The organism is Streptomyces sp. NPDC048111 (assembly GCF_043202815.1).
Lineage (GTDB): Bacteria > Actinomycetota > Actinomycetes > Streptomycetales > Streptomycetaceae > Streptomyces.
The window spans coordinates 29,994-51,125 of record NZ_JBIDBD010000022.1 but is presented as its reverse complement, the minus strand read 5'-3'; the positions used below and the strand labels follow the sequence as shown (position 1 = coordinate 51,125).

At 70.8% G+C, this 21,132-nt stretch carries 21 protein-coding genes; 3 read left to right on the top strand and 18 right to left on the bottom strand.

The annotated features are described in order from the left end of the window. Positions 1 to 24: 24 nt before the first annotated feature. Complete coding sequence (locus ACGF3I_RS26955) at positions 25 to 738, bottom strand: response regulator (protein WP_393136311.1); 714 nt, start codon at positions 736 to 738, stop codon at positions 25 to 27. Then, entirely contained in the window at positions 735 to 2,075 is a 1,341-nt protein-coding gene (locus ACGF3I_RS26950; protein ID WP_393136309.1) for a sensor histidine kinase, read from the bottom strand. The genes ACGF3I_RS26955 and ACGF3I_RS26950 overlap by 4 nt, the downstream gene beginning before the upstream one ends. A gap of 598 nt (positions 2,076 to 2,673) precedes the next feature. Here ACGF3I_RS26950 and ACGF3I_RS26945 point away from each other — a divergent pair. Together ACGF3I_RS26945 and ACGF3I_RS26940 are read left to right on the top strand one after the other, a co-directional pair. Next, positions 2,674 to 3,237, top strand: a complete 564-nt coding sequence (locus tag ACGF3I_RS26945) for an RNA polymerase sigma factor (RefSeq protein WP_393136307.1) — start codon at positions 2,674 to 2,676, stop codon at positions 3,235 to 3,237. Between the two features lie 252 nt (positions 3,238 to 3,489). Then, positions 3,490 to 4,335 (top strand): hypothetical protein, encoded by an 846-nt coding sequence (locus ACGF3I_RS26940; protein ID WP_393136305.1) that lies wholly within the window; start codon positions 3,490 to 3,492, stop codon positions 4,333 to 4,335. A 237-nt stretch (positions 4,336 to 4,572) separates the two neighbouring features. On the opposite strand, the gene ACGF3I_RS26935 is transcribed toward ACGF3I_RS26940, so the two are convergent. From ACGF3I_RS26935 to ACGF3I_RS26915, 5 genes are all read right to left on the bottom strand, one after another. Beyond that, positions 4,573 to 5,364 (bottom strand): maleylpyruvate isomerase family mycothiol-dependent enzyme, encoded by a 792-nt coding sequence (locus tag ACGF3I_RS26935; protein ID WP_393136303.1) that lies wholly within the window; start codon positions 5,362 to 5,364, stop codon positions 4,573 to 4,575. Between the two features lie 436 nt (positions 5,365 to 5,800). Beyond that, entirely contained in the window at positions 5,801 to 5,971 is a 171-nt protein-coding gene (locus ACGF3I_RS26930) for a hypothetical protein (protein WP_393136301.1), read from the bottom strand. Beyond that, positions 5,937 to 6,458, bottom strand: coding sequence for an erythromycin esterase family protein (locus ACGF3I_RS26925; protein WP_393136299.1), 522 nt, complete (start codon positions 6,456 to 6,458; stop codon positions 5,937 to 5,939). Before ACGF3I_RS26925 ends, ACGF3I_RS26930 begins: the two co-directional genes overlap by 35 nt. 46 nt (positions 6,459 to 6,504) lie before the next feature. After that, positions 6,505 to 6,936 (bottom strand): cupin domain-containing protein, encoded by a 432-nt coding sequence (locus tag ACGF3I_RS26920; protein WP_393136297.1) that lies wholly within the window; start codon positions 6,934 to 6,936, stop codon positions 6,505 to 6,507. A gap of 980 nt (positions 6,937 to 7,916) precedes the next feature. Then, positions 7,917 to 8,399 (bottom strand): hypothetical protein, encoded by a 483-nt coding sequence (locus tag ACGF3I_RS26915; protein ID WP_393136295.1) that lies wholly within the window; start codon positions 8,397 to 8,399, stop codon positions 7,917 to 7,919. Positions 8,400 to 8,749: 350 nt separating this feature from the next. Between ACGF3I_RS26915 and ACGF3I_RS26910 the strand changes: the two genes are divergently transcribed. Further along, positions 8,750 to 8,992, top strand: a complete 243-nt coding sequence (locus tag ACGF3I_RS26910; RefSeq protein WP_393136384.1) for a hypothetical protein — start codon at positions 8,750 to 8,752, stop codon at positions 8,990 to 8,992. On the opposite strand, the gene ACGF3I_RS26905 is transcribed toward ACGF3I_RS26910, so the two are convergent. The 11 genes from ACGF3I_RS26905 to ACGF3I_RS26855 form a co-directional block, all read right to left on the bottom strand. Further along, positions 8,993 to 10,285, bottom strand: a complete 1,293-nt coding sequence (locus ACGF3I_RS26905) for an MFS transporter (protein WP_393136293.1) — start codon at positions 10,283 to 10,285, stop codon at positions 8,993 to 8,995. Beyond that, positions 10,279 to 11,658: a hypothetical protein gene (locus tag ACGF3I_RS26900; protein ID WP_393136291.1), complete on the bottom strand. Its 1,380-nt coding sequence runs from the start codon at positions 11,656 to 11,658 to the stop codon at positions 10,279 to 10,281. The genes ACGF3I_RS26905 and ACGF3I_RS26900 overlap by 7 nt, the downstream gene beginning before the upstream one ends. A 43-nt stretch (positions 11,659 to 11,701) precedes the next feature. Then, positions 11,702 to 12,991 carry an ATP-grasp domain-containing protein gene (locus tag ACGF3I_RS26895; protein ID WP_393136289.1) on the bottom strand — a complete coding sequence of 430 codons (1,290 nt, stop codon included), beginning with the start codon at positions 12,989 to 12,991 and terminating at the stop codon, positions 11,702 to 11,704. 157 nt (positions 12,992 to 13,148) lie between these two features. After that, positions 13,149 to 14,156, bottom strand: coding sequence for an SGNH/GDSL hydrolase family protein (locus ACGF3I_RS26890; RefSeq protein ID WP_393136287.1), 1,008 nt, complete (start codon positions 14,154 to 14,156; stop codon positions 13,149 to 13,151). Between the two features lie 23 nt (positions 14,157 to 14,179). Further along, positions 14,180 to 15,142 carry a dihydrodipicolinate synthase family protein gene (locus ACGF3I_RS26885; RefSeq protein WP_393136285.1) on the bottom strand — a complete coding sequence of 321 codons (963 nt, stop codon included), beginning with the start codon at positions 15,140 to 15,142 and terminating at the stop codon, positions 14,180 to 14,182. Then, a complete protein-coding gene (locus tag ACGF3I_RS26880; protein WP_393136283.1) occupies positions 15,139 to 16,455 on the bottom strand; it encodes an aspartate aminotransferase family protein in 1,317 nt (438 codons plus the stop codon). Before ACGF3I_RS26880 ends, ACGF3I_RS26885 begins: the two co-directional genes overlap by 4 nt. Then, entirely contained in the window at positions 16,455 to 16,586 is a 132-nt protein-coding gene (locus ACGF3I_RS26875; protein WP_260146133.1) for a hypothetical protein, read from the bottom strand. Before ACGF3I_RS26875 ends, ACGF3I_RS26880 begins: the two co-directional genes overlap by 1 nt. A 73-nt stretch (positions 16,587 to 16,659) precedes the next feature. After that, positions 16,660 to 18,507 (bottom strand): carbamoyltransferase, encoded by a 1,848-nt coding sequence (locus ACGF3I_RS26870; protein WP_393136281.1) that lies wholly within the window; start codon positions 18,505 to 18,507, stop codon positions 16,660 to 16,662. Then, complete coding sequence (locus ACGF3I_RS26865; protein WP_393136279.1) at positions 18,508 to 18,786, bottom strand: hypothetical protein; 279 nt, start codon at positions 18,784 to 18,786, stop codon at positions 18,508 to 18,510. Between the two features lie 53 nt (positions 18,787 to 18,839). Further along, positions 18,840 to 20,693 (bottom strand): iron-containing redox enzyme family protein, encoded by a 1,854-nt coding sequence (locus tag ACGF3I_RS26860; protein ID WP_393136277.1) that lies wholly within the window; start codon positions 20,691 to 20,693, stop codon positions 18,840 to 18,842. Positions 20,694 to 20,786: 93 nt separating this feature from the next. After that, the gene (locus ACGF3I_RS26855; RefSeq protein WP_393136275.1) at positions 20,787 to 21,062 is read right to left on the bottom strand and encodes a hypothetical protein; all 276 of its coding nucleotides are present in this window, start codon (positions 21,060 to 21,062) and stop codon (positions 20,787 to 20,789) included. Between the last annotated feature and the right edge of the window lie 70 nt (positions 21,063 to 21,132).

Sequence of the window (21,132 nt, the reverse complement as noted above, 5' to 3'; positions counted from 1 at the left end):
CTCCCCGGTGCGCGGGCTCATGGCTCACGGGCGAGGGGGCCGCCGCGGTGGTGGTGGCGTGGTACCCGGCGCCACCAGACCGCACTGGTAGGCCGTGGCGACGGCCTGTGCCCGGTCGCGCAGGGCCAGCTTCATCAGGACGCGGCCGAAATGGGTCTTCACGGTGGCCTCGCCGATGACCAGGTGATCGGCGATCTCCGGGTTGGAGAAGCCGTGTGCGACGAGCCCGAGCACCTCGCGCTCGCGCGAGGTCAGAACGTTCAGCTCCGCGGGTTCGGGCAGCCGGCGTTCGGGTCTGGACGCGAACTCGGCCAGCAGTTCCGCGGTCACCGCGGGGGCCAGCCAGGCATCGCCTGCGGCCACCGCCCGTACCGCGCGCACGAGTTCGTCGCCCGCCGCGTCCTTGAGCAGAAAGCCGGAGGCTCCGGCACGCAACGCCTCGTACACCGCCGCGCTGGCGTGATACGTCGTCAGGATCAGGACCCGAGCGACGGTGCCGTGCTCCGCCGGGAAGGCGTCGGCGGTGATCTGCCGGGTCGCCGCCACGCCGTCGGTACCGGGCATGCGGACGTCCATGAGGACCAGGGTCGGCCGCAGCGCCCGGGCCAGCTCGACGGCCTCGGCGCCATCGCCCGCCTCGCCCACCACGTCGATGTCGGGCTCGCTGGACAGGATCATGCCGAGACCGGAGCGCACCATGGGCTGGTCGTCGGCGAGGAGCACCCGGATCCGGGTCATGGCCGGCACATCCCCTGGGAGTCGGCGTCGCCCTGTTCGGGCCTTCTTGGCGCGTGTGGAGTGTCCGGCCTGTCCGGTGGGGCCGGCAGGGCCGGTGAGCTCGGCATGTTCGACGTGTCGGACAGGATGCCGTCGTCCTCCTCGCGTGGCCGGGGGAGTGCGACGGGGAGCGTCGCGGCCACAGCGAAGCCGCCGCCGGGTGCAGGTCCCGCCGTGAACGATCCGCCGTTCAGCGTCACGCGTTCGCACATGCCGAGCAGGCCGTGGCCGGTGGACAGGGCGGAGCCCGGAGCGACCGGTGTGCCGCCGCCGTCGTCGCTGACCTCGATGTGCAGCCGCTCGCTCCAGGCCAGGCGTACGGCGGCACGCGTACCGGGACCCGCGTGTTTCACGGAGTTGGTGAGCGCCTCCTGCACCAGACGGTATGCGGTGAGGTCGACATCCTCGTCCAGGTGCGCCGGTACGCCGGACACGGTGAGCTCGGTGTGCAGCCCGGCGTGGCGCACCGCGGCCAGCAGCGGTCCGAGGTCGGCCACCCCGAAGGACTGGCTGTCCCCCTCCGGCGGGGCAGCGCCCGCGCGCAGCACGAGCAGCATGTGGCGCAGTTCGGAGATGGCCGTCTTGCCCAGCCCCTCGATCCGTTCCAGGCAGGCGTTCACCTCCTCGGACCCCGCCTCGTTGATCCGTCGCGCACCCGCCGACTGGAGCACCATCACCGTCACCGCGTTGGCGACCACATCATGCAACTCCCGTGCGGTGCGCGTGCGTTCGGCGACCGCCGAGGCCCGCGCCTCGGCGAGCCGGCGCCGGCCGCGCGCCGCCGCCTGATGGCTGAACCCGACCCACCGGCCCACGCTCCACACCTCGAGCACGATCAGCGAGTACTGGACCGCCTGCCAGGCCCTGTTGTCCACCGGGGAGTCGAGGAGGAAGTGGACGCTCTGCGAGGTGAAGAGCAACTGGCCGGCGAGAGCGGCCGTGGCGGTGCGAATCGGCCGGTTCGCGGCGACCGTGTAGAGCGCGGCGAGCATCGCGCAGTAGCTGGAGTAGCGAAACCCGGTGTGGATGAGAAGGAAGTTCAGGCCCACGGTTTGCAGCCACAGCACGATGAACACGGCGACGGGTCTGCGGCGCCGCAGGGAGAGCAGTCCGATGTTGAAGACCGTGAGCGCGATTCCGCCGAGGTCCCGACGCGGGCTCAACTGCCCGGCGCCGACATTCTCCCAGTAGAAGAGGTACATGTCCGTGCTCGCCAGGAAGAGGGCGAGCACGGCGTCCCGCGCGGGGGCGGGTGCGCGGTACAGGCGCAGGAGGAGGGAGGAGTGCTGTGACGGCATCGGTACTCCGGTCACGCGGCGGGCCAGGGGGAGCGGGGGCGCGGGGCGTCGGCGCGCGTTGAAGCCCGTCGACGAGGCGCGTGCGCGTGCGCATGCGGCGAGGGGCTCGGGCCGGGTTCCGGACCAGGATCAGGTTCCGGACCCGGCTTCGGCTCGGATTTCGGCTGCGCCTTCGGCTCTGCGGCGAGGTGAGAGCGGGGGCTGGGCGCTCAGCGGGCCGGAGCGCGGCACGGACGTATGGACGCGGTGAGTGAGGGCTGGGTCGGACCCGGAGCCATGCCGTGCCCCCGCAGTCGTAGACGTCGAATCAGCCTGTGACGGGACGCGGCACAGGTGCGGCGACGGGCATTCTCGAATGCGTCAGGGAGCATCTTCCGACCAGTGCTTCGAAGGGCCTCACGGGGCGTTCGGTTGCATTCTTGCCAGCCGCGGCGCAGTGGAAACCGTAGGTCTCGGGCCCCGTCGACGGGTCCTGCCACCGACCCCGGCCCCCTGACGTCCTCTCGTCCTCATCCATCCGCGCCCCGCCGCGATGCGCCGTGCCCCGGTGCCCCCGCGACGGGCCGGCGGATCCGAGCCGAAAGCTGGGCGCGCAACCATGACAGGTCTTCACCACGACGAGTTCAGCGACCTCATCCATGCGTGCCGCGCGGGCGATCAGAGAGCGTGGGCGGAACTGCACGACAGGTGCGGCCCGTTGGTGCTGCGGATCGTGCGCTCCTTCCGGCTCCAGCAGGCCGACGCGGAAGACGTGTGCCAACAGGTGTGGGCACGTGTCTACAGGGACCTGCACGCCCTGCGGGCGACGGACCGGCTGCGCGCCTGGCTGGCCACGGTGGCCAGACGGGAGGCCCTCCGTCACCTCGGCCGCACCCGGCGGGACGTCCCGGTGGGCGTGGGCGGGGAGCTCGACGATCTGTCCGGCCCGGGCGGCGGTCCCGAGGAGCGCGTGGTGAGCCGCGCGGAACAGGACCTCGTCCGCGCGGCGGTGCGTCGAATCCCGCCGCTGCACCAGGAGTTGGTGTCCCTGCTCTTCGCCGATCCGCCGGTGGGGTACGACCGGATCAGTGAGAAGCTCGGCATTCCCCGCGGATCCATCGGCCCGCTGCGCAAACGGATCGTCGAGCGCCTCGGCAGGACACTCGCCGAGGAGGACTGGTGACCCTCCCCGGCATGACAAGGGCGCCCCATGGCCCGCCACCCTGTTCCACAGGGCACGCGACCAGCGCCGGCCTCAGCCGCATTTCCCAGCCACGGCCCCAACTGCCGCGCACAGCAAGCAAGTTCCGCAACGCATCCACCGGCCGCAGGGCGTCGCGTCAGCATCCCGACCGGAAATTGATTCCAGTCGTCAGTACATGTGTGTATATGCTCCCCCAGGTTTTGGTTAAGGAATGGGTAAAGGGTGGGGATCGTGAAGGTTGTCCGCAAGATCAGGGCGTGCGTCGTACCGGTGGCCGGCGCGCTCGTACTCTCCGTGGGCCTGACCGCCTGCGGTGGCGGCGGCGCCGGTGACAGCGCCGCCGCGAAGGGCGGGGCGGGCGAGTCACAGCGCACGGATGCGACGGCGGTCCTGACGGCTGCCGCCAAGAAGACCGGTGAGCAGAACTCCTACCGGACCCACCAGTCGGGCGGCTCCGCCACGGAGCCTTCCAGCGACATGGCCTGGCAGCGGACGCCCTTCTTCTCCTCGATGCTGATCCACGGGACGAAGTCCGCGGACAACCCGACTGGCGAGACGTACCTCGTCGACACGGCCGACGGCGCGTACACGAAGACCGACAAGATCCCCGGCAAGGACTGGTTCAAGATCGACTCGTCCGGCGGGAAGCAGACCGACACCTCTCGCTCGCGCGGGCTCCTGACGGAATTCCTCGGCGCACTCAATGCCACGGGCTCAGCCAAGTGGGTCGGCACGGAGCAGGTCGGCGGCCGCCCGACCGACCACTTCCGGGGCACGGTGAACTTTGCGCAACTCGCCGCGTACCAGGGCCCCGCCATGAGCAAGGAGAGCCACGACTGGTACGTCGACACCATGCGCAAGGGCGGCAAGGAGCAGGCCGTCATCGACGTGTGGGTCGGCAAGGACGACCTCGTGGCCAAGTCTCGGGAGGTCAGCTCGGGCCAGAAGGGCCAGGAGACGATCGTCGAGGAGTACACCGCCTACGGCACCAGCCTCAAGGCGGAGATCCCGCCCAAGGACCGGGTCGCCACGTTCGACGAGTACATCGAGGCCCTCTCGAAGCGCCCTGGCGCCTGATCGGGCACACGCCACGCGGTGGCCCGTGCAGTGCCTCGGCCACCGGATCAATGAAGGTGGCGCCGGACGGGCGACTGTCATGGATGGCTACGTCATTGCCCTGGGGGTTGGGGCCGCACAATTCCCCGGTCCCGAGGGGGCAGCCAGGCAATGACCGGCAAGGACGAAGGACAGCAGCGGGCCGAGGCGTCAGGGGCCCGCACACCCGGCTCGGCCCGCGGCGTCGTCGACCGCGCCCTACGCGTCCGGATCCCAGGCGAAAAGCCGCTCGAAGATGACCGGGTCGCCGTCGATCTTCACTGAGTCCAGCGGGGTACGTCCGTGGAACCACAGGACCAGCTCACCGGCCGTGCCCCGGGCGGAGGCGTCGGCCGGGGCCTGGGCCTCGTCCTCGTCGGCAGCCGGGAGGCGGACGGCGCGGGCGCCGTCCGCCTCGACCGTGAAGCGCCAGGAGCGGCCCTCGGTGGCGTGGTAGTCGACGACGGCCGGCTCGTGCGGCCAGGTGCCCGACCACGCGCAGCAGGTGAACAGGAAGTCCTCGACGCCGTCCAGCGCCACCTCCGCCGGCAGCGGCTGCGGGGCGCCCACGGTGAGCTGGGCGTCGTAGGTGTGCACCGCGATCTCCTGGAGCTGGTGCCGGGCAACGGCACCGCTGGTGCGCGGCGACTGCGAGGCCCCCCACCACGTCCAGCACTCGGCGTCCGGGCCGACCTCCCGCAGGGTGTCCAGCAGCTCCTGCGTCGACGCGGCCAGCCAGGCCACCAACGCCTCGCGCTCCCGGGGCGCCTGTGCCTCGGCGCGTGCCGTTACGGCCTCGGGCGGCGGGGCGTCGGCCGGACCGGCCTCGACGACGGCGGCCCAGAACGGGCGGCCCGAGCCCACGTGCTGCGCCAGGTCGAACAGCGTCCACTCGGGACAGGTCGGCACCTGCACGTCCAGGCTGGGCGCGGAGGCGATCGCGGCCCGGAAGGCCGTCGCCCGCTCGTCGATCAGCCGCAGCAGGTCAGGGAGTTCAAGATTCTTTCGCACTGCGGCTGTCTATCACCGAACTCCGGCGGCCGAAAGCGAATTTCCCGGCCGCGACCTGCCTCCGGCGCCTGCCCGGGACCACCGTGCAAGGAAGGTCACCGCTGATCATCGTTGCGGGAGGAGCAACGGTCTTGCGGCGGCCACGGATCACAACGGAGTCCCTGGTCTAAGGAGCGTGGGTGGTCGCGTTGTGAACCCGGGCGTGGAGTAGCCGTGTTGACATGCCCGCCCTGTTGGCCGACCGGCCGAGAAGAACGGCGAGCATCTACCTAGCCACGAAGATCACGCTCTGGGGCCGGACGGGAGGGTGGTCGCCTTGCGGCGGGCAGATCCATGACACCGGGACGGGCTGCGCCGGTGGTGGCCCGGGCAGTATCTGCCCGGGCCACTCCGGGACCGCTCACGGGGTAACGGTCCCGCCGGACCGCACGTGGCTTCAGAAGGTGCGGGCCTGGGTGACCTGGTTGAGGTGGCTGAGGACGTCGTGGGCCTGGCCGATCGCGAGCCGCGGCATCGGGTCGTTCACATGGACCGAATCCGCGTCGTAGGTGAGGCGGCTGAGGGCGAGCCAGTCACGCGCCGGTTTCGGAACGGTGCGCAGGTCCACGTAGTAGTCCCGGTACCGGGCCCGGTCGAGGGTGTGCTCGTTTCATGTCCGGGGTGGCCGGCGGAGCGGTGACAGTCTTCCAGTTGTCGGTGAGCACCGCGCCGTTGCTGAGGAAGGAGCCGTTGTTGAAGGGGAATCCGACCGCCAATCCGACGGCCACGTAGCTGTGTCCGTAGATGTCGCGGAGCTGGGGGCCCTGCGGCTTCGGGTACAGGAAGGGGTCCGTGGAGGCGTAGCCGGCGTGGCCGTTGTGCGCCGACACCAGCATCTTCGCGCCGGTGTGCCGCTGCCACCACGCGACGTTGTCGGCCATGGCATGGTCGCGCAGTTGCTGGGCGGCGGAGGCGGAGGCCGGATCGGCGAGGTCGAGCGTGGCGAAGGCGAAGGTCTGGGCGATGTTGCGGGCGTGCTGCACCGCCCCAGTGTGGTCGGCGGTGCCGGCGGCTCCGCTCGCGGTGACCAGGTCGAGCGCCCGCGCCCGGAGCACTGGGGAGCCCAACGCCTCGTCACGGCCGCCGTACCGGTACCGACACTTACGGCATTTCGAAGTCCTCGAAGTCGAAGCCCGGGGCGACAACGCACGAGACCAGGACCGGCTCGTCACCGGCCGGCTCCGCGCACTGCCAGGTGCCGGCCGGTACAAGGCACTGGGGCTGTTGCCCCGAGGCGACATCGGGTCCGAGGACCGAGGCGGATTCCTCCTCGGGGGTGGCACCGGTTGTGCCGAGGCGGAGCGTCACCGGACTGCCCCGGTGCCACAGCCAGAGTTCGTCCGACCGCACGCGGTGCCACCGGGACTTCTCATGGGGATGCAGAAGGAAGTAGATGCCGGTCGCGTAGGACCGCCGGCCCGGATATCCGACGGGAACGGCGCTCGGCCCGGTGCGCCACGTTTCGCGGAACCACCCGCCTTCCGGGTGCGGTTGCAGGTGAAGCAGGGCGACCAGGTCGGAGATCTCGCTCATGGGCAGGCATTCTGGCGCACCGTGTGGGCCATCACCACGTACGTGTCGCGGCGCGGCCGCGGATCACGCAGAGGATCCGCGAGTGCATGACCGGCTGCTCGCAGTTCGCCTTGCCGCGCACCGGCCGCCGCCGGCGCCGAGGACGAACGAGCGGATCAGTTGCGCCGGCATTGCATGTCCCGCGCTGAAGGGGGCACTGGGGCAGGGCTGTGAAGTCGGATCCTTGCTCCGGCGGCGAACTGCGGCCCCGCACCTCAACCCCGAGACGAGTGGCGGGGGCGCAGTGCGTGAAGTGGCACATGCCGCTGCCCCCTCAGGATGTTGTGTGGGCGTGCGTGAGGGCCGATGACGGATGGACGCAGGGGCAGTTGAGGACTGACAGAGCGCCCGTCGGCGCCGCGAGGTCTTCCGTCAGCATGCCCCAGACGTTGTGCGGTGGCCGGAGTGCTGGTTGCCAATGCGCTGCTGGTGGCGGGTGGGTTTTCCAGTCCTGCGCGGCCCGAGTCTGGGCGGCTGGCCGGGGTGGCGAAGCCGCCGCGCCGCCCCGGAGCCCCGGCGCTCCCGCGAGGATGGGTGTGTGAAGCCGATCTGTGTCACCTGCGACGCGCTGCGCAGCAAGCCCGCACGCCCTCACGCGGATCTGGGAGATTTGCTGACACAGGTCGCTCGTGACGAGGCGTCCTCGGAGTAGCCAGCCGTCGAGCGCGGCGCCGCGCGCGGCACGAACAGGCCCGCCGTCCCGGGAAGTGATCCGGCACAGCTGAGCGCGTGGCAAAGGGCGAGCGCGGTCCTTCGCGACCAGCCACCGCGTCGATGGGATGCGGTCGATCACGGCTGTGGCAACGTGTGCCCTCCAGGCCGGGGCATGCGGTGCGAATGAGGAACCACGGTGGCTCTGGCGGGGCGGCCGTCGCAGGCGTGGGGTGTCGTATCTTGCGAGACAGGGCGAGTTCAAGGAAGTAGCTGCCGTCCCACGTGGCTTACGAGGTGCTTGACGAAATCCAGTCGTCGGTCTCGCGATGGCGATCCAGTCCCACGGCCTCGAACTCGTCCGCACCGGGACTCTTTTGTGCGCCAAGCTGCCGCAGAGCTTGAGAGATGGGGCTGACCGGCCGCGAGAACCGCTTTTTTGCGGGTGTGTCCAGTGGCCCCAGCGCCAGTGAGCCGGCGTCCCAGACGGCGGCCCGTTGCTCGCCGACTCCGCCGAAATACTCGGCTTCTACATAGGCGATCGGCCCTGCGGCGGACCACTGAGACAACAGCGTGCCGAAGCCCCCTGGCAGCCGCCAGAACCCCAGGTCTCCTCCGTCGCTGCCGTTTGTGACGGCGTCGAAGACCTCATCGGTCATCGGCATCAGTGACAGGCCTTGGCCGAGCGGCACCACGCGGGCTCCGGGGACCTCGCGCGTCGCGCTGCGCAGCAACTCGTCCGCCGCGATCACTGCCTGCAATGTGTAGCCCATCCCATGGCCTCCCCAACCGATTGGAGACCCCGTCCTGCCTGACACGTCGCGCTCGAATCCAAGTGCATCCCCACCGCAGAATCCGCGCTCCACCAGCGGGTTCCCGTCGCGTGAAGCTTCAGATGTCACGAACCCGCTGGTTTCGCGATTTGGTCGGCCGCGCGGGTCTGCTCGACGGGAGGCGAGTCGTCGCCGGGATTGCCGCGGTCTCCGCAGCAGCCGGCGGTGCGTTCGCCGTCGTCACAGTACCGGCGTGCACGTGGGTAGTGCCCCGCCGGGGGAGGGGGTGAGCCGTGTCTGACCGGCCTGAGATTGTCTGCATCTGCGGATCTGCCCGGTTCGTGGAGGAGATGCGGGCGGTGAGTCGTGATCTGGCCTTCGAGGGGATCATCGTGGTCGCACCGGTCGAAGCAGACGGGTCGATCACCGACGAGCAGAAGAAGACGCTGGGCGCCCTTCATCTGCGCAGGATCGACCTGGCAGATCGGGTGTTGATCGTCAACCCTGACGGGTACATCGGCGAGTCCACGAGCAGAGAAGTGGATTATGCCCACGCCGTCGGCAAGCTGGTGTCGTTCACCCACCCCGTCTGATCACGGTGTTTCCTTCTCGACGTACGTGGCGTTGGCGGGGAATGCCACTGCTGCGAGGAGCGGCACCGCTCCGGCCGCGAGGAAGACCCAGGCGAGGCCGACGGTCGCCGCGAGGGCTCCCGAGATCAGGGAACCGAGCGGGAAGACGCCCCAGGTGATCCATCGGTAGGCGGCGTTGACGCGGCCGAACAGGGGCGCCGGGATGGTCGTCTGGCGGTACGAGACGATCGACACGTTCCACACGATGACCACCAGGCCGTAGCAGAACAGTCCCGCCGCGACGACCGGCACGCTCGGCACCGCGAGGGCCAGGAAGCACAGACCGAGGACCGGGCCGCCGTACCGCATGAGCGGCTGCTGCCCGAAGCGCCGGACCAGGCGGCCCGTCAGCGGACCCGCGAGGACGCTGCCGACGGCTAGGCAGGAGAGCAGCAGGCCGTACGTCATCTCCGAGAGCCCGAGCCGGCCGGGGGCCACCGCCCACAGGGGCAGGAGGGTCAGGCACATGGAGTACGAGAGGTTGTTCGCGGCGGCGGAGACGGCCAGCCGGCCGAGGTCGGGGCGACCGCGGAAGTAGCGGAGCCCTTCGCCCAGTTCGGAGACGAGCGCTTTGAACGACACCTTGCCCTGGACGGGGCCCGTGGCGTCGGCGGGGGGCTGCGCCGGGGTCGTCACCGGGTCCGGCGCGGCTCCGCCGGGGAGGCGTCCCAGGGCCCAGACGGTCACGGCGTACAGCGCGGCCACGGTGGCCAGACCCTGCCCGGAGCCGAGCGCGACGACGAAGCCACCGAGGGCCGGGCCGAGGAGCTGGGCGAGGAACATCTGGGTGGACTGCACCGAGGAGTTGGCGCGGGGCAGCTGGTCCTTGTCGACCAGCCGGGGCAGCGCCGACTGCGCGGCGACATCGACGAAGGTGCCCGCGCAGCCGATCGCGAAGGCGGTGACGGCGAGCAGCCACAGCGGCAGCCGGTCGAACACGGCCAGGAGGCACATCAACGTCATCAGGACCAGGCGGAGCCCCGAGGCCCAGCGCATGACCGTGCGCGGTTCGTAGCGGTCGGCGACGACGCCCGCGGGCAGGGTCGCGATCAGCCACGGCAGCCGGACCGCCAGGCCGACCATCGCGACGGCGAACGCCGACCGGGTGATGCCGAGCGCGAGCAGGGGCGTCGCGATGCGGTAGATGCCGTCGGCGAGGTCGGAGCTGACGACGGCGGACTGGTAGATGCGGAACGCCTTGCCCAGCGGCTTCCTGTCGGTGTGTGCGGCGCTGGGCCGTAGGAGGGTCAGCACGGCCGGTCCACGAGGACGACCGAGCTCATCTGGGCTCCGTGGTTGGCGTTGAGGACCTGCCCGCCGGCCAGGACGCCGTGCCGGACGAGGACGCCGGTGGCGCGCCCCCCGAAGAGGAACGGGCCGAGGACGAAGGGGACTTCGGCGCGTTCGACGGCACCCGTCTCGGCGTGCGAGAAGTCCATGGTGATGAGGTCGGGTTCGGCGAAGCGCTGGATGATGTATGGGTGGCTCGCCCGTGCCGCCTCGGCGAGACCCGCCTCCCACTCGGCGTCGGAGACCGTCGGACCGAGCAGGACCCCGGAGCCCCCGTAGCCGCTCGTGGGCTTGAGCACCAGCTCGGCCCGGTGTTCGCGGGCATGCGCGAGCAGCTCCTCGTCCATGACGCCCGGTGTGGACAGCAGCGCCGTCCACGGCACGTGGGTCTCGACGAGCTGCCGGTCGGCTGCGTCGAGGAGCTCCGCGTCGGCCCAGAGCCAGGCCAGCGTGGTCTTGTCGCTGAGCAGCCACGCCGCCTCGCTGGTGTGCATCCCGACCCGGTCGTCGCGTACGGCGCGGATCAGGGCGTCCAGGCCGGGGCTGGGCGGCTGGTCCCCCTGGAAGAGCCGGAATACGGCGTCCACGGGCCTGCCGTCGAACGTCAGCCGGCCGGTCTCGTCGGTGGTCAGGTCGTCCATGGCGCAGGCGACCGTGTCCAGGCCGTGACGGCGGCCGCTCTCGCACATCGGGCCCATCCACGCGATGAACGCCTCGGCGTTCTCCAGACCGGGCGGCGTCCCCTTGCTGAAGGCCGGGATGACGACGCGGGCTCCCTCGGGCAGTCCGAGGGACGAGCGGATGACCGCGGACCGCGCGTCGACAGCGGAGTCGGGGGCACTGAAGACGGGCGTCCCCTCGCCGTCCAGGTCCTGGTACTGGTAGACCTGGTGGAAACGGCGGGCCAGGAGATCGGCGTGGAGCGTGCCGCCGATGGCGCCGTCGATGTTGAACTCGACGAACAGCGGCACGCCGGCGGAGTAGACGATGTCCGGCCGGGCGGAAACGAGCAGCTCGTCGCCCAGGACTTCGTCGTGACGCAGCAGAGGAGTGTCCTCCGCCGGCACCCGAAGGACCTCCAGCAGCTCCCGGACGGTGCCCGCCCGGCGCCGGCACGCCTCCAGGACCAGCCGCATCAGGCGCTGCGACACTATGCCGAGTTCGGCGTAATGGTCCCGGTCGAGGAAGACCGGCCGAAGGGGCCGCCACGGGCCCTTGGATCCCGAGATCCCGTCGTGCACGTCCGCGATCCGGGCCGCCGCGCGCTGGGTCAGTGCCTCGCGTACCGCCATGGGAAAGCGCTCCCACTGATCACCCGAGGTGTTTGCTCCGGGCATGCCTGTTGCTTCCACAATCTCTCCTGTGTCCTCGCCGATGGCGCTACAGCGCGTACTTCGCGATCTCGAACCCGAGGGCTTCCTCCAGGTCAGCGATCAGTTCCAGACCGCGGGCTCTCGCCTGCTCAGTGGTCTCCGCCGAGAGGCAGCAGAAGCCGAAGACCGTGAAGTTGCCCATCTGCTTGGGGATGTGCTGTCCGCTGATGAGGTTCAGGGAGTACGCGATCGGCCCGTGCTTCTCCTTGATCCGCTCGATCCGCTCCTCCACGCCCTCGGGGAGCACGCCGCCGGTCACGCTGCCGAGGGCGATGGAGATGCCGGCGGAGCCGAACGGCGGCTGCTGGACGGTGAATTCCTCGCCCAGGTGCTCCTGGACCAGCAGGCGGAACGGGTCGTCCCCCGTGATGTGGCGGTAGACGAACGGCGCCATGCCGCCCATGATCCGGCCGTTGACCTCGACCAGGACCGGGCCGTCCGCGCTCATGATGAACTCGACGTGGTAGAGGCCGACGGTCAGGCCGAGTTCGGTGAACACCGCCTGCATGTAGTCCTTGACATCGGCCTGTTCCGCGCTGTTCAGACCGGCCGGCAGGACCGCCGCGACCTCGTACAGGGCGTTGTGCGTGGCCTGCTCCCGGCGGGCAATCATGAAGATCTCGACCTCGCCGCCGTTGGCGACGATCTCCGCCGAGTGCAGGACGCCCTGGACGTACTCCTCCATGAGCAGCTCGGTGCTGACCAGGGTGGACAGTGTGCGGTTCAGCGCCTCGCGCGAGGCCGGCAGCTCCTCGAAGTACGCGGTGACCTCGTCCTCGGTACGGGCGATGGCCACGCCCTCCTTGCCGGCGCTGCGGCTCGGCTTGATGACGACCGGCAGACCCAGGTCGCGGGCGGCGGCGAGGGCCTCCTCGCGGGTCTCCACACGGAGGTGGCGGGCCGAGCGGATGCCGGCGGCCTTCAGGGCGTCCCGGCACCGGTCCTTGGTGACGGCCGTCTCCATGGACCGTACGGACGTCGTCCGGATGCCGAGGGCCTCGGCGGCCTTGACGGTGGGGACGACGGCCGGCTCGGAGGTGGTGAGGACGGCGTCGATCCGACGGTCGGCGTGGATCTTCTTCAGGGCGTCGAGGAGGTCCGCCTCCAGGTGGTCGATGGCGACGACCTGGTCGGCGTGGGCGAGTGCCGCCCGCAGGCGCTCCTCGGGCATCTTGCCGAGCTTGAGGGCGGAGGCGTCCCCGGGCTGGACGAAGGTCACGAAGTGGCCCATGCCCTTGGCGGATTCGAGGGCGGGGAGGGTCGGGCCGGTGCTGTCGACGAAGACTACGTGGGTCATGTCGGGGCGTCTCCTAGAACATGGGGTAGATCGAGGAATCCGGCTTGGTCTTCTTGGACGAGCCGAAGATCCGCCGGAAGAAGGACAGGAGGGATGTCATGAGGTGTGACTCCGTGGGCTGCGTGGGGGCGTGGCGAGGGCGCGGGGACCGGTCTGCCTAGAGGAGCTGGAGCAGCTTCCTGGCGACGACGTCGTGACCCTCGTCGTTGAAGTGGATCCGGTCGACGAACAGCCACTGGTCGTCGGTGATCGCGTCGGCGAGCAGGGGGCTGAGGTTGACGAAGCCGACGCCCATCTCCTTCGCACCGGTCTCGATGCGGGCGGCGTAGTCGAGGTTGACCTCGGTCCGCAGGATGTCGCCGTAGGTCGCGGTGAACCCGCCGATGGCGTCGAGCTCGGCGAAGATCTCCTCCTCTTCGGGGGAGCCCGTCGGGCGGACCCAGCCCGCGAGCGGCTGGAGGACGTAGGTGAGCTTGGCGCCCAGGTCCTTCGCGACCGTCTGCCACTGCCTGAGGTGGCGCAGGGTCAGGTCGGTGGCGTAGTCGAGCTGTTCTTCCATCGACGGGACGGGCTCGACCTGCGCCGGGCGGGAGGGGCCGATGCCGCGCAGCCGCTGGAACACCGAGGGGGAGCCGGCGACCTCGGCGGGCAGCGCGTCGAAGAACTGGCCGGCGTTGAAGAAGGCCCCGTGGTCGCCGCGCCGCGACTGCGGCTGGCGCGCCAGACCGAGGTTGTTGAATCCCGAGAAGAGGACGATCTCCTCGACCTTGGGCAGCAGGTGCCGGTAGAGGGTGAGCAGCAGCAGCTCCTGGGTGGAGTTGAAACTGCGGCCGCCGAAGTTCAGCCAGGGCTCCGGGCGGGGGTCGCGGGCGGTCAGACGCGACGGCAGGGTCCAGTCGTCGCCGGTGGCTCCGATGCCGAAGACGGTGGAACTGCCCGCGACGAGGCGGACGGAGTCGATGCCGTCGTGGTCGGCCACGGAGACGGGCCGGCCGTCGGCGGTGGTCGCGTAGCGGAAGCCGACGGAGTCGGTGTTCACGGTCGTGGAGCGGTGGCCGGCGGGGTGGAAGTACATGAGGTACGGAAGCCAGCGGACGTCCCCGCCGTCGGTGAACTTGGCCTCGTAGTCCTGCATCTGTGGCGTGAGTCGGGCTCGCGCGGACATGACGGTCATCATCCTTGGGTTGTTCAGAATGTCTCGGTGGGGTTCAGTGGGCCGGCCGTCGCGGGGCGGGCGTGGCCGACGGCTTCGAGCGCGGCGGCGACCTCCCGCCGTACCGCGGGGGTGAGCCTCTGGACCGGGCGGGGCAGGTTCTCCTCGGACACCAGCCCGAACTGCTCGGCGGCGGCCGACATCACGCGCAGGCTGCCGTGCTCGCGAAACAGGGCCCAGAGCGGCTCCAGTCCGTCGGACAGCCGGGTGGCGCGCTCCGCGTCGCCGGCGGCCGCGGCACGGGTGAGGGCCAGGGCCGCCTCGGGCAGGAGTCCGCCGACGACCGAGTACCAGCCGTCGCAGCCGGCGTTCAGACCGGCGGCGGCCTCCCAGTCGCCGCTCACGCCGATGGTGACGCTGCCGGGGAGCACCTCGCGGATGGCCGCGACGTGCTCCCTGGCCCTGTCCGCTCCGGCGGGCACGCCGGGGATCTTGAGGGAGCCGACGTTCGGCAGGCGAGCGATCCGGCCGTACAGCTCCAGGGAGAAGTCCACGTGGGTGGTGCCGGGGTTGTCGTACACGCACAGCGGTACCGACAGCTCCCGCGTGACGTCCTCGTAGAGGCCGAAGACCTCGTCGTCGGAGAGGGCCTGGTACGTCATCGGGGCCAACAGCACCGCGCTCGCACCGGCGTTCTGCGCGTCCTCGGCGAGAGCCAGGACGTCGGAGGTGCGCAGGGCACCTATCCCGACCATGACCGGCGTGCCGGCCGCGGCGTCCACGGCGATCCTCGTGGCGCGGGCGCGTTCGGCGCGGTCGAGGTAGGCGTAGCTTCCGGTGGAACCGAGCGCGCCCACGGAGTCGACGCCCGCGGCAGCCAGCCGGGACACCAGACCGGCGTACGCCTTCTCGTCCAGCCCGCCGTCCCTGACGGGGGTCAGCGGGAAGGCGCTGAGTCCCGTGAACAGGGCGGCGGTGGTGTGCGCGACGGCGTTCACAGGCACGCCTCGACGACGTCGCCGAAGCGCTCGACCATCGCGTCGATGTCGGACTCGGTCACCACGAACGGCGGGGCGAACAGCACGTGGTTGCCGGCCACGCCGTCCACCGTGCCGTGTCCCGGGTAGAGGAGGAGGCCGCGGTCGAGGCCCTCCTTCTTCATCCGTGCGACGAGTCCCGCCCCGCCGAGCAGGGGGGCGCGGCTCTCCCGGTCCTGGACGAACTCCACCCCGGTGAAGAGGCCGCGGCCGCGGACGTCACCGACGTGCGGGTGGTCGGCGAACCGCGCCAGGAGTCCCTTGCGGAGCTGCTCGCCGCGAGCCCGTACCTGGGGCAGCAGGTCCTCGTCGACGATGGTCCGCTGCACCTCGAGGGCGATGGCGCAGGCCAGCGGGTGGTTGACGTGCGTCTGGCCGTTCTGGAGCACGCCCGAGCCGTTGCCCAGCGCGTCGTGCACGGAGGCGGAGACGAGGACCGCGGAGATCGGCTGGTATCCGGCGGCCAGTCCCTTGCCGACGGCGACGATGTCGGGCACTGCGCCGTCCTCCAGGTAGGCGTAGTGATGTCCGGTCCGGCCCATGCCCGCCATGACCTCGTCGAGGATCAGCAGCACGCCGTGGCGGTGGCACACCTCGACGACCTTGGCCAGGTAGTCCGTGACGGGCGGCACGGCGCCGTTGGTGGAGCCGACCACCGTCTCCATGACGAAGGCGGCCACCCGGCCCGGGCCGGTCTGCCGGATCCGCGCGTCGAGTTCGTCGGCGAGCCGCTGGGCGTAGTCCGCGTCGGTCTCCCCCTCCGCCTGGTCGCGGTAGGCGTAACAGGGCGAGACGAACTCGGCCGGGCCGAGGAGGGGTTCGAAGACCGAGCGGCGCTGGCGGTTGCCGGAGATCGCGAGGGTGCTCAGCGAGCTGCCGTGGAAGCTCTGGCGGCGCGCGATGAAGACCTGCCGGTCGCTCTCGCCGCGCTCGCAGTGGTACTGGTAGGCGATCTTCATGGCGAGTTCCATCGCCTCGGAGCCGCCGGAGAGGAACTGCGCGTGGGACAGCCCCCCGGACTGGCCGACCAGCAGCTCGGCGAGCTCCTCCGCGGGGGAGGTGGTGAAGCTGCCGGCGTGGACCCAGGACAGGTCCCGGGAGTGCCGCTCCAGGGCCTCGGCGATGCGGGGGTGGCGGTGGCCGAGGCTGGAGACGGCCACGCCGCCGCAGGTGTCGAGGTAGCGCCGGCCCTCGCGGTCCTCCAGCCAGACGCCGTGGCCGCTGTCGGCCCAGACGGGCTGCTTGCCGATGTTCTTGTACAGGACGCTGGACACTACATTTCCCAAGCGGTCGGGGCGCGGTGCGCGCGGGGGCTGAATCGGGACGTGCCGGTCACCTTGCGCAGGAGCGCGGCGGGCAGGCAGACGGTGACGAACACGAGGGCTGCGTAGAGGCGCAGGAACATCTCGGATCTCTTCCTGGATCGCGAACGGTGGGGGCCGGCCGAGGGCGGGAGCCGGCGGTGGCGCGGGACCGGATCAGTCGAGCGGGACCAGTTCGCGCCAGTCGACGGCCTCGACGAACTCCGGCTGGTCCGCCTTCACGAGCAGGAAGCGGCCGAGGACGAGGACGTCGATGCCCGTGCGCATGAAGCACTGGTACGCCTCCTGCGGCGTCCGGACGATCGGTTCACCACGCACGTTGAACGAGGTGTTGACCAGGACGGAGCACCCGGTCTCCTTCTTGAAGGCGCGCAGGAGCCTGGTGAACTCGGGGTTGCGGTCCTCGTCCACGCTCTGGACCCGGGCCGAGAGGTCGACGTGGGTGATGGCCGGCAGGTCGGAGCGCACCTCGCTGATGCTGCCGAGGCCCGGGCGTGCCGCGTCCTCGCCCCGGTGCACGGCGATGTGGCCCGAGACCCGGGAGACCATGAGCATGTACGGACTCTCCATCCGGAGGTCGAAGTACTCCTCCACGTCCTCGCTGAGCACCGCCGGCGCGAAGGGCCGGAAGGACTCACGGAACTTGATCTTGAGGTTCATGGTCTTCTGCATCCCGGCGTTCCGCGGGTCGCCGATGATGGACCGGGCGCCGAGGGCCCGCGGCCCGTACTCCATGCGGTCCTGGAACCAGCCGACCACGGCGCCTTCGGAGAGGTGCCCGGCCGTGGCCGCGTACACGCTCGCGGCCGACTCGGGGTCGTCGGTGAGCTCGGTGAACGGGTAGCCGTTCCCGGTGAGGAAGTCGCGGATCTCCTCGTCCTCGTAACCCGGCCCGAGCAGTGATCCGCTCATCCCGTCGCGCAAAACGCCCAGGTGTGGGCGGCCCGAGAGGGGAACGGCCGCGTCGAGGGCCGCGCCGAGCGCGCAGCCGGCGTCACCGGCGGCGGGCTGCACCCAGATCTCGTCGAACAGGCCGGACTCGCTGAGCTTGCCGTTGGACACGCAGTTGAGCGCGACGCCGCCGGCCAGGCACAGCCGCCGTTCGCCGGTGAGCTCCGCCGCCCGCCGGGCGAGGCCGAGGACGGCCTCCTCGGTGACGACCTGCACGGAGGCGGCCAGGTCGCACTCGCGCTGGGTCAGCGGTCCCTCGGGCTCGCGGACCGGCCCGCCGAAGAGCTTCTCGAAGGCGGCGCCGACCATGCGCCGACCCTTGAGGTACTCGAAGTACTTCAGGTTCAGCGTGAAGGAGCCGTCCGGGCGCAGGTTGATCAGTTCGCGTCGGATCAGGTCGGCGTAGCGGGGTTCGCCGTACGGGGCCAGACCCATCAGCTTGTACTCGCCGGAGTCCACCTTGAAGCCGCAGTAGTAGGTGAAGGCGGAATACAGCATGCCGAGGGAGTGCGGGTACGAGATCGAGTTGACCAGTTCGAGAGAGTCCCCCCGGCCGTGCCAGAGGGTGGTCGTCTGCCACTCGCCGACGCCATCGACGGTCAGGACCGCGGCGCTCTCGAAGGGCGAGGGGAAGTACGCGGAGGCGGCGTGAGAGCGGTGGTGCCGGGACGCCCGCGGCGTGGGCGGGATGCCGCGGCCCAGGGCCAGCAGCTCCCGCTCGACCTCGTCGAGCGCGTTCCGCTTCCAGCGCAGCCACTGCGGATACACGGCGGTGAAGGCGCGGAAGCCACCCGGGCCGGAGCTGCGGAAGGACGAGCGCACCCGCTCGTACTTGAGGCCGGGGTCTTCGTAGTACGCGACCTGGGCGAGGTCGCTCAAGTCGATTCCGGCGTGGTCGAGGCAGTACCGGATCGCCTCCCGGGGAAAGGAGGAGTCGTGCCGCACCCGGGTGAAGCGCTCCTCCTGCGCGGCGGCGACGACGACCCCGTCCTTGACGAGCGCGGCGGCGCTGTCGTGGTAATAGGACGAAATTCCGAGCATGTACGAGGTCATCTATCCGATCACTTTCACTGCGGGGTGGTGCATCGAGGGCCGGGGCGCAGGGACGCCCTGTCCGGTCCGGGAGGCTGCACCGGTGGGGCGGAGTCGTCGGAGGGAGCTCCGCAGCGCGGCCATCGGGCCGCCGTCCTCGGGGGGCACGGTGGCCAAGGAGGCGTAGCCGACGCGTACCCGCTCCCACTCGGCCCGGAGACGCTCGGGCTCGGCCGTTGTGATCCGGCGCAGATGGGTGTCGATGGCCTCGGCGGCCCATGCGGAGTGCCCGGTCGACACGTTGTCGATGGTGTTGTGGAGGTCGACGAAGTGCGTGCTGAAGCCGTAGTGCTTCAGGAAGCGGCGGGCGCTGCGGTAGCTGCCCCCACCCCGGAGAGTTCCATGGCCAGGTTCAGGCCGAGGATCTCCGGGAGGAACGTCCGGGGCAGCTTGCCGATGGACAGCCAGTACACCGGCAGACGCAGCGACTCCTCACGGACGCGCTCGTCGTAGGCGAACTCCCGGCTGCCGGTGGGCGGCAGCTCGACGCCCATCTGCCGCAGCCCGTCCCGGTAGATCTTCGGGTGGTTGAGCTGCATCTCTCCGTTGCCGAGCTCGTCCCAATAGATCTCGAAGAGGGGGAAGCCGACCCGTGAGGATGCCAGGTGGACGTCGGTGAACCCCTGCAGCCAGGCACCGTCGATCAGGGTGAGCGGAGCGAGCTGCACGGTGGAGTCGACGATGTCCTCGCGCGACGGCAGCGCGCCCGGGTCCGACTCCGTGAAGGCGAGGTCGTGCTGGTCGTGCTGGTCCAGCAGCCAGGCCCGCAGACCCTCCCGGGGCCACGCCGCCGGCAGCGCCCGGCCGTCGCGGTCGACGTTCTCGCGGCTGGCTCGCAGCCAGGCCTGCACGTAGTCCACGGCGTAGGCCCGGCTCCACGGGGACAGCGCCCGGCCCTGGAGCTGGTAATACGCCTCGCGCAGTTCCATCGCCACCTCGGCCGCCCCGGGGGGCGGGGCGGAGGCCGGGCGGGGTGCCGGCGCCGGGTAGCCCGTGACCGGAGCGTCGGCCGTGTCGTCGTCCGGAGCGGCGGGGAGGCTGTCGATCCACCGCTTGATGACGTTGACGTCCTCAGGGGTGAAGATGCGGAACATCCGGCCGCGCGGTCCGATCAGTCCGCGGACCAGGGGGCTGCGGGCGTGGTCGCCCAGCCTCACGAGTTTGCTGCCGGCCAGAGCCCTGACCAGCGGCAGTGGTTCCGTCTGGGCCTCGCGGAACCACTGGGCCAGCGTCCGGTCGCCGAGCGCGAAGTCATGGTGGTACACGGCCGCCTCGCGGGCGCGCCGCCGGATCAGCTCGGCCAGGGCGCGCTCGGGCTCCAGGGCGGCGGCGCAGCGGTCGAGCAGCGCGGAGCTCCAGCGGTCCAGCGCACTCGCCATCCATGCCGCGCCACGGGCGACGCGTTCCCCGGCGCCCGGCACCTCGTCGGCACACAGGCCGGCGAGGCGCGCGGACAACGCCTTCGGGTCGTCGAGACCGGTCTGTCCCGAAGCGGTGCCGGGGTCGAGCCGGGACCAGTCGATGGCCGACTCGCGGTAGGGGCGCAGGGCGGCGAAGGCCGGCAGCAGGCCCAACGAGCGCCAGGCGAGGTCCGCGCCGACGAGTTCGAAGAAGAACGCATCACTGCGCCGGCTCATCGCGAGCAGGACGGCGGGGAGGGCGAAGAGCGCGTCGTCGATGTCCGCCACGCTCGCCAGCTCCTCGGCGGGCAGCGAGTGCTCGTGGAGCAACTCGCGCTCCAGGAGCAGCCGGTACTCGTCGTACCGGGAGGCCCGCGGCCTTCCGACACCGATGTCGTCGGCGAGCAGCGTCAGGGCCTGGAGCTGGAGGTCGTCCTCGAAGACGCCCGGCGCGCTCAGCCCCTGAAGGCAGACGCCAAGCACGGACGCCATCGGAAGCGCCTCCACCAGGAGGCTGCGGATCACCAGGTCGAGGGCCTCGGGGCTCTCGTGGGCCGCCAGCCGCAGCTGGTCGGCGTGCCGCACGTCCTCGCGTTGGCCCTCTACCTCGCTCAGGATCCCATCAGAGGTGCCGGTGTCCCGCTGTTCACGCTCCGGCCCGGCGACCTGTTCCATGAGCGTGCGCACCTGCGACACCTCGAAGAGCGCCTCGGGCTCTACGGCCTCTGCGTAGAGTCTCCGCCACACTGCCTGTTCCCCCATCCCTTTTACGTGGCCATGACGTTGGCCATGGCATGCGACATGACGGACTTCAGAGCTCCGTCGAACCGCCGTGCTCGATCACGCCCCCCACTGCGAGTCCCACACGGCGGGGCTCTCCCCCTGGGAGTCCTCCGGAGCGGGGCTTCCCCCCTGCAACTCCCGCAGGACGGCGTGTCCCCACCGCGAGTCCCGCAGGACGGCGCCTCCCCACGGGGAGCCCTCCGGGGCGGGGCCGGCCCACTGTGAGTCGCCCGCAAGGGGGACCGACGGGGAGCCGGTATCCGCACCGACGAGACCGGCGATGACGAGCGCGGCCTGGGCGCTCAGGGCAAGGCGTAGCCACAGCTTGGACATGTCAACCTCTGCTTTCGTCGTCCCCGGTCCGCGTGTTGTCAGCGGATCCCCCCTCGGGACTTCGACCATC

Excerpts from the sequence above, each read along its gene's own strand:
- ACGF3I_RS26955 (WP_393136311.1), bottom strand. The coding sequence starts at position 738 with ATGACCCGGATCCGGGTGCTCCTCGCCGACGACCAGCCCATGGTGCGC.
- ACGF3I_RS26950 (WP_393136309.1), bottom strand. The coding sequence starts at position 2,075 with ATGCCGTCACAGCACTCCTCCCTCCTCCTGCGCCTGTACCGCGCACCC.
- ACGF3I_RS26945 (WP_393136307.1), top strand. The coding sequence starts at position 2,674 with ATGACAGGTCTTCACCACGACGAGTTCAGCGACCTCATCCATGCGTGC.
- ACGF3I_RS26920 (WP_393136297.1), bottom strand. The coding sequence starts at position 6,936 with ATGAGCGAGATCTCCGACCTGGTCGCCCTGCTTCACCTGCAACCGCAC.
- ACGF3I_RS26915 (WP_393136295.1), bottom strand. The coding sequence starts at position 8,399 with ATGGGCTACACATTGCAGGCAGTGATCGCGGCGGACGAGTTGCTGCGC.
- ACGF3I_RS26910 (WP_393136384.1), top strand. The coding sequence starts at position 8,750 with ATGCGGGCGGTGAGTCGTGATCTGGCCTTCGAGGGGATCATCGTGGTC.
- ACGF3I_RS26900 (WP_393136291.1), bottom strand. The coding sequence starts at position 11,658 with ATGCCCGGAGCAAACACCTCGGGTGATCAGTGGGAGCGCTTTCCCATG.
- ACGF3I_RS26895 (WP_393136289.1), bottom strand. The coding sequence starts at position 12,991 with ATGACCCACGTAGTCTTCGTCGACAGCACCGGCCCGACCCTCCCCGCC.
- ACGF3I_RS26890 (WP_393136287.1), bottom strand. The coding sequence starts at position 14,156 with ATGTCCGCGCGAGCCCGACTCACGCCACAGATGCAGGACTACGAGGCC.
- ACGF3I_RS26875 (WP_260146133.1), bottom strand. The coding sequence starts at position 16,586 with ATGTTCCTGCGCCTCTACGCAGCCCTCGTGTTCGTCACCGTCTGCCTG.
- ACGF3I_RS26870 (WP_393136281.1), bottom strand. The coding sequence starts at position 18,507 with ATGACCTCGTACATGCTCGGAATTTCGTCCTATTACCACGACAGCGCC.
- ACGF3I_RS26855 (WP_393136275.1), bottom strand. The coding sequence starts at position 21,062 with ATGTCCAAGCTGTGGCTACGCCTTGCCCTGAGCGCCCAGGCCGCGCTC.